16 protein-coding genes are annotated in these 17,184 nt (G+C 71.1%); 8 read left to right on the top strand and 8 right to left on the bottom strand.

What is annotated here, in order from left to right:
- Positions 1-17: 17 nt before the first annotated feature.
- The 4 genes from OHA61_RS11335 to OHA61_RS11350 form a co-directional block, all read right to left on the bottom strand.
- A complete protein-coding gene (locus OHA61_RS11335) occupies positions 18-1,718 on the bottom strand; it encodes a methylmalonyl-CoA mutase (RefSeq protein WP_406302983.1) in 1,701 nt (566 codons plus the stop codon).
- A 102-nt stretch (positions 1,719-1,820) separates the two neighbouring features.
- Positions 1,821-2,144, bottom strand: coding sequence for a DUF3817 domain-containing protein (locus tag OHA61_RS11340; protein WP_361908281.1), 324 nt, complete (start codon positions 2,142-2,144; stop codon positions 1,821-1,823).
- Between the two features lie 53 nt (positions 2,145-2,197).
- A complete protein-coding gene (locus tag OHA61_RS11345) occupies positions 2,198-2,707 on the bottom strand; it encodes a MarR family winged helix-turn-helix transcriptional regulator (protein WP_266487515.1) in 510 nt (169 codons plus the stop codon).
- Positions 2,708-2,717: 10 nt separating this feature from the next.
- Positions 2,718-3,911: an MFS transporter gene (locus tag OHA61_RS11350; protein WP_406302984.1), complete on the bottom strand. Its 1,194-nt coding sequence runs from the start codon at positions 3,909-3,911 to the stop codon at positions 2,718-2,720.
- Positions 3,912-4,646: 735 nt separating this feature from the next.
- On the opposite strand from OHA61_RS11350, the gene OHA61_RS11355 reads away from it, so the two are divergent.
- Positions 4,647-5,639 carry a DUF5937 family protein gene (locus OHA61_RS11355; protein ID WP_406302985.1) on the top strand — a complete coding sequence of 331 codons (993 nt, stop codon included), beginning with the start codon at positions 4,647-4,649 and terminating at the stop codon, positions 5,637-5,639.
- Between the two features lie 26 nt (positions 5,640-5,665).
- Here OHA61_RS11355 and OHA61_RS11360 read toward each other — a convergent pair whose 3' ends face one another.
- A complete protein-coding gene (locus OHA61_RS11360; protein WP_361908272.1) occupies positions 5,666-5,959 on the bottom strand; it encodes an MTH1187 family thiamine-binding protein in 294 nt (97 codons plus the stop codon).
- Positions 5,956-6,300 carry a DUF3817 domain-containing protein gene (locus OHA61_RS11365; protein ID WP_266487511.1) on the bottom strand — a complete coding sequence of 115 codons (345 nt, stop codon included), beginning with the start codon at positions 6,298-6,300 and terminating at the stop codon, positions 5,956-5,958. The genes OHA61_RS11360 and OHA61_RS11365 overlap by 4 nt, the downstream gene beginning before the upstream one ends.
- A 164-nt stretch (positions 6,301-6,464) precedes the next feature.
- Here OHA61_RS11365 and OHA61_RS11370 point away from each other — a divergent pair, with 164 nt between their 5' ends.
- The 4 genes from OHA61_RS11370 (at position 6,465) to OHA61_RS11385 (ending at position 9,137) form a co-directional block, all read left to right on the top strand.
- Complete coding sequence (locus tag OHA61_RS11370) at positions 6,465-7,103, top strand: AIM24 family protein (RefSeq protein WP_406302986.1); 639 nt, start codon at positions 6,465-6,467, stop codon at positions 7,101-7,103.
- Positions 7,103-7,753, top strand: coding sequence for an AIM24 family protein (locus OHA61_RS11375; protein WP_324981999.1), 651 nt, complete (start codon positions 7,103-7,105; stop codon positions 7,751-7,753). The genes OHA61_RS11370 and OHA61_RS11375 overlap by 1 nt, the downstream gene beginning before the upstream one ends.
- Positions 7,754-7,776: 23 nt before the next feature.
- Entirely contained in the window at positions 7,777-8,532 is a 756-nt protein-coding gene (locus OHA61_RS11380; protein ID WP_361908341.1) for an AIM24 family protein, read from the top strand.
- Positions 8,533-8,660: 128 nt separating this feature from the next.
- The gene (locus OHA61_RS11385) at positions 8,661-9,137 is read left to right on the top strand and encodes a MarR family transcriptional regulator (protein WP_324981996.1); all 477 of its coding nucleotides are present in this window, start codon (positions 8,661-8,663) and stop codon (positions 9,135-9,137) included.
- Between the two features lie 76 nt (positions 9,138-9,213).
- On the opposite strand, the gene meaB is transcribed toward OHA61_RS11385, so the two are convergent.
- Complete coding sequence (gene meaB / locus OHA61_RS11390) at positions 9,214-10,167, bottom strand: methylmalonyl Co-A mutase-associated GTPase MeaB (protein WP_406302987.1); 954 nt, start codon at positions 10,165-10,167, stop codon at positions 9,214-9,216.
- A gap of 24 nt (positions 10,168-10,191) precedes the next feature.
- Complete coding sequence (locus tag OHA61_RS11395; RefSeq protein WP_324981990.1) at positions 10,192-11,400, bottom strand: acetyl-CoA C-acetyltransferase; 1,209 nt, start codon at positions 11,398-11,400, stop codon at positions 10,192-10,194.
- Between the two features lie 146 nt (positions 11,401-11,546).
- Between OHA61_RS11395 and mce the strand changes: the two genes are divergently transcribed.
- From mce to OHA61_RS11410, 3 genes are all read left to right on the top strand, one after another.
- Positions 11,547-11,975, top strand: a complete 429-nt coding sequence (mce, locus tag OHA61_RS11400; RefSeq protein WP_406302988.1) for a methylmalonyl-CoA epimerase — start codon at positions 11,547-11,549, stop codon at positions 11,973-11,975.
- A 166-nt stretch (positions 11,976-12,141) separates the two neighbouring features.
- Positions 12,142-16,101, top strand: a complete 3,960-nt coding sequence (scy, locus tag OHA61_RS11405; protein WP_406302989.1) for a polarized growth protein Scy — start codon at positions 12,142-12,144, stop codon at positions 16,099-16,101.
- 114 nt (positions 16,102-16,215) lie between these two features.
- Positions 16,216-17,154, top strand: coding sequence for a cellulose-binding protein (locus OHA61_RS11410; RefSeq protein WP_324981981.1), 939 nt, complete (start codon positions 16,216-16,218; stop codon positions 17,152-17,154).
- Positions 17,155-17,184 lie beyond the last annotated feature (30 nt).

Raw genomic sequence — 17,184 nt, forward strand, 5'->3', positions numbered from 1 at the left:
CCCCCGTTTTCGTGCGGTCAGAAGCCGGGCGGCTCGGTGTACGTCCCCCACTCGTCCCGCAGCGCGTCGCAGATCTCGCCGAGCGTGGCTTCCGCGCGGACCGCGTCCAGCATCGGCGCGATCATGTTCGAGCCGTCCCGGGCGGCGGTCAGCATCGCCTCCAGCGCGGACTGCACGCGTGCGTCGTCACGGCCGGCCTTGCGGCCCGCCAGGACCCGTACCTGCTCGCGCTCGACCTCGTGACTGACCCGCAGGATCTCCAGGTCGCCGGTGACCGAGCCGTGGTGGACATTGACGCCCACGACCCGCTTGTCGCCCTTCTCCAGAGCCTGCTGGTACTGGAAGGCCGACTCGGCGATCTCGCCGGTGAACCAGCCGTCCTCGATGCCCCGCAGGATGCCGGAGGTGATGGGGCCGATGGGGTGCTGACCGTCCGGGTGCGCCCGGCGGCCGCGCTCCTTGATCTGGTCGAAGATCTTCTCGGCGTCCGCCTGGATGCGGTCGGTGAGCTGCTCGACGTACCAGGAACCGCCCAGCGGGTCCGCCACATTGGCGACGCCGGTCTCCTCCATCAGCACCTGCTGCGTGCGCAGGGCGATCTCCGCGGCCTGCTCGCTGGGCAGGGCGAGGGTCTCGTCCAGGGCGTTGGTGTGCAGGGAGTTGGTCCCGCCGAGGACCGCGGACAGGGCCTCGACCGCCGTCCGTACGACGTTGTTGTACGGCTGCTGGGCGGTCAGCGAGACGCCCGCGGTCTGGGTGTGGAAGCGCAGCCACTGCGCCTTGTCGGTCTTGGCGCCGTACACCTCCTTCATCCAGCGCGCCCAGATCCTGCGCGCCGCGCGGAACTTGGCGATCTCCTCGAAGAAGTCGAGGTGTGCGTCGAAGAAGAAGGAGAGCCCGGGCGCGAAGGTGTCGACGTCCAGGCCGCGGCTCAGGCCCAGTTCGACGTAGCCGAAGCCGTCGGCGATCGTGTACGCGAGCTCTTGCGCGGCCGTCGCGCCCGCCTCGCGGATGTGGTAGCCGGAGACCGACAGCGGCTTGTACGCGGGGATGCCCTGCGCGCAGTGCTCCATCAGGTCGCCGATGAGGCGCAGATGCGGCTCGGGCTGGAAGAGCCACTCCTTCTGCGCGATGTACTCCTTGAAGATGTCCGTCTGGAGCGTGCCGTTGAGGACCGCCGGGTCGATGCCCTGGCGCTCCGCCGCGACCAGGTACATGCAGAAGACGGGCACGGCGGGGCCGGAGATCGTCATCGAGGTGGTGACGTCGCCGAGCGGGATGTCCTTGAACAGGACCTCCATGTCGGCGGCGGAGTCGATGGCCACGCCGCAGTGGCCGACCTCACCGAGCGAGCGCGGGTCGTCGGAGTCGCGGCCCATCAGGGTCGGCATGTCGAAGGCGACGGAGAGCCCGCCGCCGCCGTTGGCCAGGATCATCTTGTAGCGCTCGTTCGTCTGCTCGGCATTGCCGAAGCCGGCGAACTGGCGGATGGTCCACGTGCGGCCGCGGTAGCCGGTCGGGTACAGGCCCCGGGTGAAGGGGTACTCCCCCGGCCAGCCGATCCGCTCGAAGCCCTCATAGGTGTCTCCGGGCCGGGGCCCGTAGACCGGCTCGACCGGGTCGCCGGAGAGCGTGGTGAAGTCGGCGTCCCGCGTGCGGGCCTTGTCGTAACGGGCCTGCCAGCGTCGGCGGCCTTCCTCGATGGCGTCAGCGTCCATGCTTTCAATTTACTAGGACGTCCTAGTAAATGTCGATGCCCACGCTGCGGAGCAGCAGGGTGTCACCGCGCCGCGAGCCTCGCTCGGGGCGGTCCGGGGGTCTTACGCCTTCGCGGTCGCGGGGGCGTCCGCGAGCAGCGGACGGATCTCGCGGGTGATCTTCGGCTCGACGAAGAAGGAGGCCACAGGGATGCAGCCGGCGGCCAGCACCCACCCCAGCTTGCCGAGCGGCCACTTCGCCTTGGAGCCGAGATCGAAGGCGAAGATGACGTAGATGATGAACAGCACACCGTGGATCTGGGAGATCAGCATGGTGTCGCCGACTTCGAACCCGTACTTCAGGATGATCGCCACGGTGAAGACCAGCAGCCAGACGGCGGTCACATACGCCATCACCCGGTAACGGGAGAGCACATTCGACTTCATGGCGACGAGCGTAACCGGACGCAACGGGCGATCTTCGCCCGGGGTTGGGCCCCCTACTTCTCGTCGAAGTCGTGCGCCGAGACCCGTAGCGGGCGCAGCATCGCGAAGATCTCCCCGCACTCCTCGTCGTCGTACACACCGAGCCCGAAGTCCATCGCCATCAGGTCGCGGGTGGCCGCCTCGACGACCTCGCGGCCCTTGTCGGTGATGGAGGCGAGGGTGCCGCGGCCGTCGTTCGGGTTCGGACGCTTGTCGACCAGACCGGATCTGACCAGCCGGTCCACGGTGTTCGTGACCGAGGTCGGGTGGACCATCAGGCGCTCGCCGATCTTGGACATCGGCAGCTCACCGGCCTTGGAGAAGGTGAGCAGCACGAGTGCCTCGTAGCGCGCGAAGGTCAGTTCGTACGGCTTGACGACGGCGTCGACCTCGGCGAGCAGGATCTGGTGCGCGCGCATGATCGAGGTGATCGCGCCCATCGAGGGTACGGGGCCCCATCGCTGCTGCCAGAGCTCGTCGGCTCGGGCGATGGGGTCGAAGGGAAGGCTGAGCGGCTTGGGCACGGCACCGACCCTACCGACTGGTCATATGGCGGTCAGCCCCGTCTCGCTCCTCGGTCTTGCGGGCCTCGGCGACCAGGAGGAGACAGCACAGCGTGCCGATCACCCCGGCGCCCGTGACGACAGCGCTCACGGAGAAGAACTCCGCGGCGAGCCCTGCCAGGGCCATGCCGACGCCCTGGATCGTCATCAGCCCGGCGGTGAGCAGGGTCATGGCCCGGCCGCGCAGTTCCTCCGGGATCTCCTCGACGATCCACCGGTCGAGACCGAGGGTGTACGCGGATCCGGCGCCGCAGAGCGTCAGGGCGAGCAGGGCCCAGCCGAGGCCTGGGGTGAGGGCGTAGACGGTCAGCGGCAGGAGGGTGGTGGCGGCGAGCGGCAGGACGATACGGGAACGGGCGCGGGGGCCGAGGGCGGAACCGGCGTACAGCTCACCCGTGATCGTGCCCACGGGCAGCGCGCACATCAGAAGGCCGAGGCCGGCCGAGCCGATGCCGATCTCGTCGGCGTACGGGGCGGCGAGGGCTTCGGGGGCGACGCTGAACATCGGCGGTGCCCAGAAAAGCAGCATCAACACGCGCAGCCGGCGGTCGGCGAAGACCTGCCGCGCGCCGGACAGCGACGAGCGCAGGAGGGCACCGCTGTCGCCGTCGCGGGCGGGGCGCCGCACGGTGCCGAAGCGGAGCAGCAGGGCGGAACCGAGGAAGGTCGCGACGGTGACGGCGAGGGCGCCACGGGGCGCCACGACGGCGAGCAGCAGCCCGCCGAGGCCGAAGCCGGTGAGCACGGCGCTCTGCGACACGATGCGCAGCACGGAACGGCCGAGTACGAAGAGGTCGCCGTCACCGAGGATGTCGGCGAGGGTCGCCATACGGGTGCCGTTGAACACGGGTGAGACGGCGGCGATGAGGCAGCGCAGCGCGAGCAGTACGGCGACCGGCGTCACGGGCAGCACCATGGCGGCCGCGCACGCGGCACACAGGAGATCGCACACGACGAGCACGCGTCGTGCGGGGTACTTGTCGGCGACCCCCGCGAGCAGCGTCCCGCCGACGAGGTAGGGCAGAAACCCGAGCGCGAAGGTGAGCGCGCTGAGGAGGGGCGAGGCGGTGAGCCGGTAGACGAGGACGGTCAGCGCGATCTCGCAGACGACGACCCCGAGAAGCGACATGAGGTGTGCCGCGAAGACGGCCCGGAACTCGCGCACCTGGAAGACGGCGCGGTAGTTGGGGGCGCCTGCGTCGCGGGTTCGCCCCGAACTCCCGCGTCGCGCGGTCGGCTTGGCCGACGCGACAGCCCCGCGGGCGCCCGAACTCCCGAGAGGCGTCGGGCTCGGGGCCTCCGGCCCGGCAGCGCCGGATCCCGTCCCGGCGTGCGGCGGGGCAGCGACCCGGACGCCCGGGCGGCCGGAAGTTTCGGGCCCGCCGTCCTGCGCGGCAGAGCGTCCCGGTGCGGGCGCACCGGCCGCTGACGGGCCGCAGGCATCGCCTGGCGACCCGGCACCACAGCCCGCCGACTCGGGTGCCCCAACCTCGGTCGCGGCGGAGCCGCCGCCGACGGGTGCCGCAGTGTGGTCCGGTCCGGACACCCTCGTCTCGGGTGGCGCAAGGCGACATCCCCCCGGCACACCGGCACCACCCGGTCCGGGCCGGCCGGAGTCACCGCCGGGCAACCCGGCGGAACCGCCCGCCGGCGCGGCAGCGGGTCCCGGCTCGGGCGCATCGCCCTTCGGCGCATCAGCGTGTCCCGGCGTGGTGGAGCCGAGGCCGCTGGGGGCCGGGGAGTCGTCCCCGGGATCGGGAAGGGGCGGGGCAGGGGAAAATGACCGGCACGTGGCACCGGTGCCCAGTTCTTCTGGCATGGGCACAGCCTGCCGACGCACGCCGTCCCCGCCCTAGACTTTCGGCTGCAGCCGAATCTTCTGGCCGGAGGGGAACGAACCATGCCGTCCTACATGCACTTCGGCGAAGCCGACCTGCTGCGGATCCGGTTCGCCATATCTCCCCTGTGGGAGACCCAGGACGCCGTCCGCACCCTCAAGCGGCCCGCGCGGCACGGGTATCACCTTCCCTGGCTGCGCCGGATCCGGCAGGCAGCCGAGGGACTCGATCTCACCGCACTGTGGTTGCTGATGCCCTGGCGCGGGCACAGTCCGGACTTTCTCGGGCCGCCCCCGATCGGGCCCGCCGCGTCCTTCGAGGAGGAGATCGCCGCCGTACGCGGCGCGGATCCCGATGCCGCGGGAGAGGACCTGGCGCGGTCCCTCTCCTGCACGCCGGGCGCCGCGGAGTGTCCGCAGGGGCGGGCCCTGCTCGACGATCCCGGGCGGGCGGTCCACACGCTCGCCGACACCCTGGAGCGGGCCTGGCACGCGCTCGTCGAGCCGGAGTGGCCGCGCCTGCGGGCGCTGCTGGAAGCCGATGTGGCCTTCCATACGCGGCGGCTGGCGCAGGGCGGCATCGAGGGGCTGTTCGCCGATCTCCACCCGCGGCTGCGGTGGGCCGACGGGACGCTGACCCTCGCCACGCCCTTCGACCATGTACGCGTCCTCGACGGCCAGGGCCTCATGCTGATGCCCAGTGTTTTCTGCTGGCCCGACGTCGTGACCGGCTTCGAGCCGCCCTGGCAGCCGACGCTCGCCTATCCGGCCCGCGGCATCGGCGCGCTGTGGGCCGGGCCGGCGGGTCCGGCACCCGAGGCGCTGGCGCATCTGCTCGGCGACCGGCGCGCGGCCGTACTCCTCGCGCTCGACGAGCCGGCCGGGACGAGCCCACTCGCACAGCTTCTCGGCCTCGCGCCGTCTTCCGTATCGGCGCATCTGTCCGTACTGCGTGACGCGGGTCTGCTGACCTCGCGCCGCGCCGGACATCAGGTGCTGTACGAACGGACACCGCTGGGCATCGCGCTGGCGGTGTCGCAGCCGGGCGCGCCCTGACGGCGCGGCCCGGCGGGAGCAAGGTCTCAGGCGGACAGGTGGCGCTCCACGGTTTCGACCTTGGAGGTGAGGCCGTCGGTGACGCCCGCTCTGATGTCCGCCTTGAGGACGACGGAGACGCGCGGGGCCCGGGCCTCGACCGCGGCGACGGCGCGTTTGACGACGTCCATCACCTCGTCCCACTCGCCCTCGATCGAGGTGAACATCGCGTCCGTGCGGTTGGGCAGACCCGACTCACGGACGACCCGGACGGCGTCGGCGACGTACTCGCCGACGTCCTCACCGACGCCGAGCGGAGTGACGGAAAAGGCGACGATCACGCGTTCACCTTGCCCTCGCGGCGGGCGCGGGCGGCGATGACCTCGTCGTCGGCCGCGCGCTTGAGCCTGCGCTCGGCGACGAAGCCGCCGAAGGGCAGGACGGAGAGGACGAAGTAGAGGGCCGCGGTCCCAAGGTTCCACTTGGTGCGGTTCCAGGCGTCCAGCCAGAAGAGCACGTACAGGATGAAGAGCACGCCGTGGATCGCGCCCATGACCGGGACCGCGTTGAACTCCGTGGTGCGCTTGAGCACCGAGCAGACGAGCAGGAGGAGGAAGGAGACGGCCTCCGGGGCGGAGACCAGACGGAGGCGGTGGAGGGAGGAGGCGGTCTTGATGTCCACGGGGGCACCTTCGGTGGGAGAGGGGCTGTGACGGGCAGGGCTCTTGTGAACGCGTGCACAAGCTTCGGTCCATTGTGGCAGCTCCGTTCTGCCGTCCTTTGTCAGGGTGCAGATCCTCCTCAAGGACCCTGTTCGCGCCGGGTAGCGCCCGATAACGTCACCCCGTGGCAACGTTCCGACTCCAAGGCAGCAAGGTGCTCGCCGTCGACATGACAGGCGACGCCGTCAAAGCGAAGAACGGCTCGATGGTCGCCTACGACGGCCAGATGGCGTTCAAAAAGATGTCCGGCGGCGGTGAGGGCATCCGCGGGATGGTCACCCGCCGCCTCACCGGCGAACAGATGGTGATGATGGAAGTGAAGGGGCAGGGCACCTGCTTCTTCGCCGACCGGGCCTCCGAGATCAACCTGGTGAACCTGCACGGCGACAAGCTCTATGTCGAGGCGAGCAATCTGCTCTGCACCGACGCCGGGCTGCGCACCGGGACCACCTTCACCGGCCTGCGCGGCGGTGCGACGGGCAACGGCCTGTTCACCACGACCGTCGAGGGCAGCGGCCAGGCGGCGATCATGTCGGACGGCCCGGCCGTGGTGCTGCGGGTGACACCCCAGTACCCGCTCTCCGTCGACCCCGGCGCATACATCGCGCACCAGGGAAATCTGCGCCAGGACTTCCAGTCAGGCGTGACGTTCAGGACCTTCCTGGGCGAGGGCGGCGGCGAGGCCTTCCAGATCCGCTTCGAGGGCGACGGTCTGGTGTACGTGCAGCCCAGCGAGCGGAACACCATCGGAGGGGACGTCTGATGCCGTTCCGCGAAGTCAACTCGAAGATGGTCGAGGCGACACTCGTCCCGGGCCAGAAGATGTTCAGCCAGCGCGGCGCGATGCTCGCCTACCGGGGCGAGGTCTCCTTCACGCCGAACATGCAGGGCGGCCAGGGCGGCCTGGCCTCGATGATCGGGCGGCGGGTCGCGAACGAGGCGACGCCGCTGATGACCGTCGAGGGCAGCGGCACCGTGATGTTCGGTCACGGCGGCCATCACATCCAGGTGATCCAGCTGACCGGCGACACCCTCTACGTCGAGGCGGACCGGCTGCTCGCCTTCGACGGGACGCTGCAGCAGGGCACGATGTTCATGGGCTCGCAGGGCGGGGTCATGGGCATGGTGCGCGGGCAGGTCACCGGGCAGGGTCTGTTCACCACAACCCTCAAGGGGCATGGCGCGGTCGCGGTCATGGCACACGGCGGGGTGATCGAGCTGCCGATCACGCCCGGCCGGGCGGTCCATGTGGACCCGCAGGCGTATGTCGCGCACCACGGCGACGTACGCAACAAACTCTCCACCGCGCTGGGCTGGCGCGACATGGTGGGGCGCGGCTCGGGCGAGGCCTTCCAGCTGGAGCTGAGCGGCAGTGGCGCGGTGTATGTACAGGCCTCGGAGGAGAAGCTGTGACCGGTCCCGTGGTCTTCGACCCCATGACGCTGCCGAGCGACGACAACGTCAACGCCTACACCTTCTGCGTGGAGCTCAAGGGCAGTCAGTGGTTCCTGCAGAAGGGGAAGATGATCGCCTATTACGGGCGCATCGACTTCAACGGCATCGGCCACGGCCGGCTGGACCGGTTGCTGCGGACCTCCTTCCACTCGCCGCTGCACGCCGCCGACTGGGTGGTCGCCGAGGGCAGCGGCAAGATGCTGCTCGCCGACCGCGCCTTCGACGTCAACTCCTACGACCTGGACAACGGCAACCTGACGATCCGGTCCGGGAATCTGCTCGCCTACCAGCCGACGCTGGCCCTGAAGCAGTCGATCGTGCCGGGCTTCCTCACCCTGATCGGTACGGGGAAGTTCGTGGCCGCGTCGAACGGTCCCGTGGTCTTCATGGAGCCGCCGATCCGGGTTGATCCGCAGGCGCTGGTGGGCTGGGCGGACTGTCCGTCCCCCTGCCACCACTACGACCACGGCTATATGACCGGCCTGATGGGCGGTCTGCGGGCGATGACGGGGATCGGCGGAGCGTCCGGCGAGGAGCACCAGTTCGAGTTCGTCGGCGCCGGGACCGTGCTGCTGCAGTCGACCGAGGTGCTGATGGCCGAGACGGCGACCGGGGCGGTGCCCGCGCAGGCGGGAGTTCCCGGCGGCCACGCCGGAGCCGGAGTCCCAGGTCAACAAGGGGCCACCCCGCGTCTCCCCGGTCAGCTGGGGGACCTCCAGCGGCGCTTCGGCCTGTGAGCGGTAGTCTGCAGAGTGTGACGTCGAACGCCTGCACCCTTCTACGTGCGTGCCATGTGCCTGCCGGGTGCCGGGCGTCACACCCCCCGACTTCGTCCGCATTTCAACTTCTTAGGTAGAATCCATATATGGAGACCGAGACGGCCACCCGCTGGCTGACCGATGACGAGCAGTGCACCTGGCGCACTCACCTGGACGTCAGCAGGCTGCTGATGCACCAGCTCGAGAAGGACCTCCAGCCGTTCGGCCTGACCAACAACGACTACGAGATCCTGGTCAACCTCTCCGAGTCGGCCGACCGGCGCATGCGCATGAGCGACCTGGCCGCGGCCACGCTGCAGTCCAAGAGCCGGCTCTCGCACCAAATCACCCGCATGGAGAACGCCGGCCTCGTCCGCAGGGAGAACTGCGAGTCGGACCGGCGCGGGCTGTACGCGGTGCTGACCGAGCAGGGCACCCAGACCATGGAGAAGGTCGCGCCGCACCATGTCGCGTCCGTACGCAAGCACTTCATCGATCTGCTGAGCCCCGAGGCCCTCGCGGAGCTTCGGGACTCGCTGTCACCGGTGGCCGAGCACCTGCGCGGGCGCCGGGGCAAGCCGTAACCGTCTGACGGACGTCAGACGGCGGGGCGGGGGGCCGTATCCGCTGTACGGCTCCGCCCGCCCCGGGCCACGTTCGCTACTCCGTCAGGCTGGCCACCAGCTCGTCGGCCGCCCGGTACGGGTCCAGTTCGCCCGCCACGATCCGCTGGGCCAGCGCCCCCAGCCGGCGGTCGCCGTGCAGATCGCCGATGCGTGTCCGCAGCGCCGTCACCGCGATCGCCTCCACCTCGCCCGCGGCCCGCAGCGCCCGGCGCTCGGTGAGGACGCCGTGCTCCTCCATCCACGCGCGGTGCTTCTCCAGCGCCTCGACGACCTCGTCGATGCCCTCGCCCCGCGCCGCGACCGTCTTCACGATCGGCGGCCGCCAGTCGCCGGGACCCCGCGCCTCGCCGAGGCCCAGCATGTGGTTCAGCTCGCGGGCCGTCGCGTCCGCGCCGTCCCGGTCCGCCTTGTTGACGACGTACACATCGCCGATCTCGAGGATGCCCGCCTTGGCGGCCTGGATGCCGTCGCCCATCCCGGGGGCGAGCAGGACGACCGAGGTGTCGGCCTGGGAGGCGATCTCCACCTCCGACTGGCCGACGCCCACCGTCTCGACCAGGATCACGTCGCAGCCCGCCGCATCCAGCACGCGGATGGCCTGCGGGGCGGCCCAGGCGAGGCCGCCCAGGTGCCCGCGCGTGGCCATCGAGCGGATGTAGACGCCCGGGTCGGACGCGTGCTCCGACATCCGGACCCGGTCGCCGAGCAGCGCCCCGCCCGAGAAGGGCGAGGACGGGTCGACGGCCAGGACTGCGACCCGCTTGCCGGCCCGCCGGTACGCCGACACCAGCGCCGAGGTCGAGGTGGATTTGCCGACGCCCGGCGAACCCGTCAGGCCCACCACGTACGCACCCCCGGCAAGCGGGGCAAGCGCCGCCATCACCTCTCGCAGCTGCGGGGACGCCCCCTCGACGAGTGAGATCAGCCGGGCCACGGCCCGCGGCCGGCCCTCCCTCGCCTGGGCAACCAGTTGGGGGACGTCCACCATGTGATCGCTCCTTGCCTACGTGGCTTACTTGCCGTTGCCCGGGACGCGGACGATCAGCGCGTCACCCTGTCCGCCGCCACCGCACAGCGCGGCCGCACCCACGCCGCCGCCCCGGCGCTTGAGCTCCAGAGCAAGGTGGAGGACCACCCGCGCGCCGGACATGCCGATGGGGTGGCCGAGTGCGATCGCACCGCCGTTGACATTCACCTTTTCCGGGGATACCCCGAGGTCCTTCATTGACTGCACGGCGACCGCGGCGAATGCCTCGTTGATCTCGATGAGGTCGAGGTCCTCGACGCCGATGCCCTCCTTGCGCAGCGCGTGCTGGATGGCGTTGGACGGCTGCGACTGGAGGGAGTTGTCGGGGCCGGCGACGTTTCCGTGGGCGCCGATCTCAGCGATCCACTCCAGGCCCAGCTCCTCGGCCTTGGCCTTGCTCATCACCACCACCGCCGCGGCGCCGTCGGAGATCTGCGAGGACGTACCGGCGGTGATGGTGCCGTCCTTGGCGAAGGCGGGACGCAGCTTGCCCAGCGACTCGGCCGTGGTGTCGGCGCGGATGCCCTCGTCCTTGCTGAAGACGACGGGCTCGCCCTTGCGCTGCGGGATCTCGACGGGCGTGATCTCCGCCTCGAAGATGCCGTTCTTCTGCGCGGCCGCCGCCCGCTGGTGGGAGAGCGCCGCGATCTCGTCCTGCTCGGGGCGGGCGATGCCGAGCCGGGTGTTGTGCTTCTCCGTGGACTCGCCCATGGCGACGTTCTCGAAGGAGTCGGTGAGTCCGTCGTAAGCCATCGAGTCGAGCATCTCGATCGCGCCGTACTTGAAGCCCTCGCGGGACTTCGGCAGCAGATGCGGCGCGTTGGTCATCGACTCCTGGCCGCCGGCGACGACGATGTCGAACTCGCCGGCGCGGATCAGCTGGTCGGCCAGCGCGATGGCGTCGAGGCCGGACAGACAGACCTTGTTGATGGTGAGCGCGGGCACGTTCATCGGGATGCCCGCCTTGACGGCGGCCTGGCGCGCGGGGATCTGCCCGGCCCCGGCCTGCAGGACCTGGCCCATGATCACGTACTGCACCTGATCACCGCCGATGCCCGCCCGGTCCAGCGCCGCCTTGATGGCGAAGCCACCGAGATCGGCGCCGGAGAAGGACTTGAGCGAGCCGAGCAGGCGTCCCATGGGCGTACGGGCGCCCGCGACGATCACTGAGGTGGTACCGGTCGTTCCTGACATGAGGCACGATCCCCTTCCAGCGCGCAGCTGAGGAGTGAACGAGGGTTTACTTCAAATGTACTGAGCGGTACCGCCCCAGGTCACCGGGCGGCGAGTGTGATCGCGCGCACGTTGCGTAACCACGTCCGGGGCGCTGCACTGGGGGAATGCTGACGCGAATCGACCACATCGGGATCGCCTGTTTCGACCTCGACAAGACTGTCGAGTTCTACCGGGCCACCTACGGCTTCGAGGTGCTCCACACCGAGGTCAACGAAGAGCAGGGCGTGCGCGAGGCCATGCTCAAGATCAACGAGACGTCCGACGGCGGCGCCTCCTACCTCCAGCTCCTGGAGCCCACCCGCGAGGACTCCGCGGTCGGAAAGTGGCTGGCCAAGAACGGTGAGGGGGTCCATCACATCGCCTTCGGCACCGCCGACGTCGACGGCGACGCGCAGTCCATCCGCGACAAGGGCGTGCGAGTTCTCTACGACGAGCCGCGTATCGGCTCCATGGGCTCTCGTATCACTTTTCTCCACCCCAAGGACTGCCACGGCGTTCTCACCGAACTCGTCACCTCTGCAACGGAGCACTGACCTGAGGATTCCCGGCCCGGTAGAGTGGGCGATTCCGGGCCGGGGCCGGGTCGGGGCCGCGCCGCGTCCCCACCGTTGATCTGTCACCATTCCCCGGGGGGCCGTTCGCCGGCGAACGGTGCTCGTACGGAGAAAGTTGCGACCAGGGGACGGATGGGACCGCGCAGTGCGGGGCTACGAACGCCAGGAGAGCCACCGAGCTGACGACGACCACCTTTCGCGGTTCGAAGCCGAGATGGACCGGCTGAAGACCGAGCGGGAGAAGGCCGTCCAGCACGCCGAGGACCTCGGCTACCAGGTCGAGGTGTTGCGCGCCAAGCTCCATGAGGCTCGGCGCGCTCTCGCGTCCCGTCCTGCCTACGACACCGCCGACATCGGCTACCAGGCGGAGCAGCTGCTCCGTAACGCCCAGATCCAGGCCGACCAGCTGCGCACCGACGCCGAGCGCGAACTGCGCGAGGCCCGCGCCCAGACCCAGCGCATCCTCCAGGAGCACGCCGAGCACCAGGCCCGTCTCCAGGCCGAGCTGCACTCCGAGGCGAACCAGCGCCGCCAGCGCCTGGACCAGGAGCTGGCCGAGCGCCGCCAGACCGTCGAGGCGCACGTCAACGAGAACGTCGCCTGGGCCGAGCAGCTGCGCGCCCGTACCGAGTCCCAGGCCCGCCGGCTGCTCGAGGAGTCCCGCGCCGAGGCCGAGCAGTCGCTTGCCGCGGCCCGCGGCGAGGCCACCCGGGTCGCCGAGGAGGCCCGGCGGCGGCTTGGCTCCGAGGCCGAGGCGGCCAGGTCCGAAGCGGAAGCGATCCTTCTGCGCGCCCGCAAGGACGCCGAACGGCTGCTGAACGCCGCCTCGAACCAGGCTCACGAAGCCACCAGCCACGCCGAACAGCTGCGCTCCTCCACCAGCGCCGAGTCCGACCAGGCCCGCCAGCAGGCCTCCGAGCTGAGCCGCGCCGCCGAGCAGCGGATCCAGGAGGCCGAGGAGAAGCTGCGCGAGGCCCGCGCGGAGTCCGAGAAGCTGCTGACCGAGGCCAAGGAGTCGGCGGCCAAGCAGCTGGCGTCCTCCGAGTCCGTCAACGAGCAGCGCACCCGTACCGCCAAGGCGGAGATCGCCCGGCTGGTCGGCGAGGCCACCACGGACGCGGAGGCGCTCAAGGCGGAGGCGGAGCAGGCACTTGCGGACGCCCGCGCCGAGGCCGAGAAGCTGGTCGCCGCCGCGGCGGAGAGTGCCAAGACGGTCGCGGCCGAGGACTCGGCCGCCCAGCTCGCCAAGGCGGCCCGTACTGCCGAGGACGTCCTCACCAAGGCCTCCGAGGAGGCGAAGGCCACCACGCGCGCGGCGGGCGAGGAAGCGGAGCGGATCCGCCGCGAGGCCGAGGCCGAGGCGGACCGGCTGCGTGGCGAGGCCGCCGAGCAGGCCGATCAGCTCAAGGGCGCGGCCAAGGACGACACCAAGGAGTACCGGGCCAAGACCGTTGAGCTGCAGGAGGAGGCGCGCAGGCTGCGCGGCGAGGCCGAGCAGCTGCGCGCCGAGGCGATCGCCGAGGGCGAGCGGATCCGCGGCGAAGCCCGCCGCAAGGCCGTCCAGCAGATCGAGGAGGCGGCCAGCACCGCCGAGGAGCTGCTGACCAAGGCACGGGCCGACGCCGACGAGATGCGTTCGGCCGCGACGAACGACAGCCAGCGGGTGCGTACCGAGGCGATCGAGCGCGCCACCACCCTGCGCAAGCAGGCCGAGGAGACGCTGGAGCGCACCCGGGCCGAGGCCGAGCGGATGCGCGGCGAGGCCGAGGAGCAGGCGGAGAGCGTCAAATCCGCGGCCGAGCAGGCCGGGGCGGAGCTGCGTGAGGAGGCGGAGCGCGCGGTCGCGGCCCGCCAGGCCGAGGCCGCCCAGGAGCTGACCCGGCTGCACGCCGAGGCGGAATCCCGCCTCGCCGCTGCCGAGGAGGGCCTGGCCGAGTCCCGCGGCGAGGGCGAGCGGATCCGGCGCGAGGCCGCCGAGGAGACCGAGCGGCTGCGTACGGAAGCGGCCGAGCGGATCCGTACGCTCCAGGCGCAGGCCGAGCAGGAGGCCGAGCGGCTGCGCACGGAGGCCGCTTCGGACGCTTCGGCCACCCGCGCCGAGGCCGAGAACATCGCGGTACGGCTGCGCAGCGAGGCCGCCAACGAGGCCGAGCGGCTCAAGAACGAGGCGCAGGAGAGCGCCGACCGGCTGCGCGCCGAGGCTGCGGCCGCCGCGGACCGGATCGGCGTCGAGGCCGCCGAGGCGCTGGCCGCGGCCCAGGAGGAGGCGAACCGCCGGCGCCGCGAGGCCGAGGAGACCCTCGACTCCGCGCGCGGCGAGGCGAATCAGGAGCGCGAGCTCGCCCGTGAGCAGAGCGAGGAGCTCCTCGCCTCGGCCCGCAAGCGGGTCGAGGAGGCCCAGACCGAGGCGCACCGCCTCGTCGAGGAGGCCGACCGCCGCGCCACCGAGATGGTCGGCGCGGCCGAGCAGACCGCCCAGCAGGTACGTGACTCCGTCAACGGCCTCCATGAGCAGGCCGAGCAGGAGATCGCAGGGCTGCGTTCGGCGGCCGAGCACGCGGCCGACCGCACCAGGACCGAGGCGCAGGAGGAGGCGGACCGGGTCCGCGCCGACGCGTACGCCGAGCGGGAGCGGGCCACCGAGGACGCGGGCCGCCTGCGGGCGAGGGCTCAGGAGGAGACCGAGGCTGCGGCCGCGCTCGCCGAGCGGACTGTCTCGGACGCGATCACCGAGTCGGACCGGCTGCGTGCCGACACCGCCGAGTACGCGCAGCGGATGCGTACGGAGGCGTCGGACGCCCTGGCATCGGCCGAGCAGGACGCCTCGCGCTCCCGCGCCGAGGCCCGCGAGGACGCCAACCGCATCCGCTCCGACGCCGCCGCCCAGGCCGACCTGCTCATCGGCGAGGCGACGAGCGAGAGCGAACTGCTGCGTACGGAAGCGGCCGAGGCGCTGTCCGGCGCACAGGCGGCCGCGGCCCGGCTGCGCAGCGAGGCCGAGCAGGTCAAGACGCAGGCCGAGGCCGAGGCCGAGCGGCTGCACGCCGGCATCCGGGCCGACGGCGAACAGATCCTGGACGATGCCCGCGAGGCGGCCGACAAGCGCCGCTCCGACGCCGCGGCCCAGGCGGACCAGCTGATCGGCGAGGCGACCGGGGAGGCGGAGCGGCTGCGTGCCGAGGCCGCCGACACGGTGGGTTCCGCGCAGCAGGCCGCCGAGCGCATCAAGTCCGAGGCCCAGAAGGTCAAGGCGGAGGCCGAGGCGGCGGCGGAGCAGATGCGCGCCGAGGCCCGCGAGGACGCCGACCGTACGCTCGACGAGGCGCGGGTGGCCGCGGCCAAGCGCCGCGCGGACGCCGCCGCGCAGGCCGACCAGCTCATCAACAAGGCTCAGGAGGAGGCACTGCGCGCGGCCACCGAGGCCGAGGAGCAGGCCGACACGATGGTGGGCGCGGCCCGCAAGGAGGCCGAGCGGCTGGTCGCCGAGGCGACCGTCGAGGGCAACACCCTGGTGGAGCAGTCCCGTACGGACGCGGACGAGCTGCTCGTCGGCGCCCGCCGGGACGCCACCGCCATAAGGGAGCGCGGCGAGGAGCTGCGGACCCGGGTCGAGGCCGAGATCGAGGAGCTGCACGAGCGCGCCCGCCGGGAGACCTCCGAGCAGACGAAGACGGCCGCCGAGCGCGTCGACCAGCTGGTGAAGGCGGCGACCAAGCAGCAGGCGGAGGCCGAGGCGAAGGCCAAGGAGCTGGTGGCCGACGCCAATTCGGAGGCGAGCAAGGTCCGCATCGCCGCGGTCAAGAAGGCCGAGGGCCTGCTCAAGGAGGCGGGCCTGAAGAAGGCCGAGCTGATCCGCGAGGCGGAGCGGGTCAAGGCGGAGGCCGACGCCGAGGCGGAGCGTCTGGTGGGCGACGGCAAGCGGGAACTCGATGTGCTGGTCCGCCGGCGCGAGGACATCCAGGCCGAGATTTCCCGTGTTCAGGACGTTCTTGAGGCGCTGGAGTCTTTCGAGGCGCCGTCCGGGGGTAGCAAGGAAGGCGGCGGCGTGAAGGCGGGTGCGACGGCGGGGGTTACACGTTCGAGTGGCAAGCCTTCCGAGAGCTAGCCACTCAAAAGGCTGGACATTCTCCAGATCAAACGGGCATCCGCTCGATGACACGCCGCTTTGACCCCTAGGATTCCCCCTAACACCTCACCGGTCTCATTCGACAGGAACCCCATGAGCGACACTTCCTCCCCCTTCGGCTTCGAGCTCGTGCGGCGTGGTTACGACCGCGGTCAGGTGGATGACCGCATTACCAAGCTCGTCGCCGACCGTGATAGTGCTCTCGCCCGAATCACCTCTCTGGAAAAGCGCATCGAGGAGCTCCACCTCGAGACGCAGAACGCCCAGGCCCAGGTCAGCGACGCGGAGCCGTCGTACGCCGGTCTCGGTGCGCGCGTCGAGAAGATCCTCCGTCTCGCCGAGGAGGAGGCGAAGGACCTGCGCGAGGAGGCCCGTCGCGCGGCCGAGCAGCACCGCGAGCTCGCCGAGTCCGCCGCGCAGCAGGTGCGCAACGACGCCGAGTCGTTCGCCGCCGAGCGCAAGGCCAAGGCCGAGGACGAGGGCGTCCGCATCGTCGAGAAGGCGAAGAGCGAAGCCTCTACGCTGCGTGGTGAAGCGCAGAAGGACGCGCAGTCCAAGCGCGAAGAGGCGGACGCGCTGTTCGAGGAGACCCGCGCCAAGGCCGCCCAGGCCGCCGCGGACTTCGAGACGAACCTCGCCAAGCGCCGCGAGCAGTCCGAGCGCGACCTGGCTTCGCGTCAGGCCAAGGCCGAGAAGCGCCTGGCGGAGATCGAGCACCGCGCCGAGCAGCTGCGTCTCGAGGCCGAGAAGCTGCGTACGGACGCGGAGCGCCGGGCCCGTCAGACGGTGGAGACCGCGCAGCGCCAGGCCGAGGACATCGTGGCCGACGCGAACGCCAAGGCCGACCGGATCCGCAGCGAATCGGAGCGCGAGCTGGCGGCGCTCACCAACCGCCGCGACTCGATCAACGCCCAGCTGACCAACGTCCGCGAGATGCTGGCCACGCTGACCGGTGCGGCCGTCGCGGCGACCACCGCCCCCGCCGACGACGAGCCGATCTCCCGCGGCGTCCCGGCGCAGCAGTCCCGCTAGTCCGGCACAGCCCGACTGCGATACGTCTGA

Origin of the sequence: Streptomyces sp. NBC_00885 (assembly GCF_045207475.1) — a bacterium.
Classification (GTDB): domain Bacteria; phylum Actinomycetota; class Actinomycetes; order Streptomycetales; family Streptomycetaceae; genus Streptomyces.

Bases quoted from the DNA above. Each gene is read 5' to 3' on its own strand.
- OHA61_RS11335 (WP_406302983.1), bottom strand. From the start codon at position 1,718: ATGGACGCTGACGCCATCGAGGAAGGCCGCCGACGCTGGCAGGCCCGT.
- OHA61_RS11375 (WP_324981999.1), top strand. From the start codon at position 7,103: ATGCCGTTCCGCGAAGTCAACTCGAAGATGGTCGAGGCGACACTCGTC.
- OHA61_RS11340 (WP_361908281.1), bottom strand. From the start codon at position 2,144: ATGAAGTCGAATGTGCTCTCCCGTTACCGGGTGATGGCGTATGTGACC.
- OHA61_RS11410 (WP_324981981.1), top strand. From the start codon at position 16,216: ATGAGCGACACTTCCTCCCCCTTCGGCTTCGAGCTCGTGCGGCGTGGT.
- mce (WP_406302988.1), top strand. From the start codon at position 11,547: ATGCTGACGCGAATCGACCACATCGGGATCGCCTGTTTCGACCTCGAC.
- OHA61_RS11395 (WP_324981990.1), bottom strand. From the start codon at position 11,400: ATGTCAGGAACGACCGGTACCACCTCAGTGATCGTCGCGGGCGCCCGT.
- meaB (WP_406302987.1), bottom strand. From the start codon at position 10,167: ATGGTGGACGTCCCCCAACTGGTTGCCCAGGCGAGGGAGGGCCGGCCG.
- OHA61_RS11380 (WP_361908341.1), top strand. From the start codon at position 7,777: ATGACGCTGCCGAGCGACGACAACGTCAACGCCTACACCTTCTGCGTG.
- OHA61_RS11355 (WP_406302985.1), top strand. From the start codon at position 4,647: ATGCCGTCCTACATGCACTTCGGCGAAGCCGACCTGCTGCGGATCCGG.
- OHA61_RS11385 (WP_324981996.1), top strand. From the start codon at position 8,661: ATGGAGACCGAGACGGCCACCCGCTGGCTGACCGATGACGAGCAGTGC.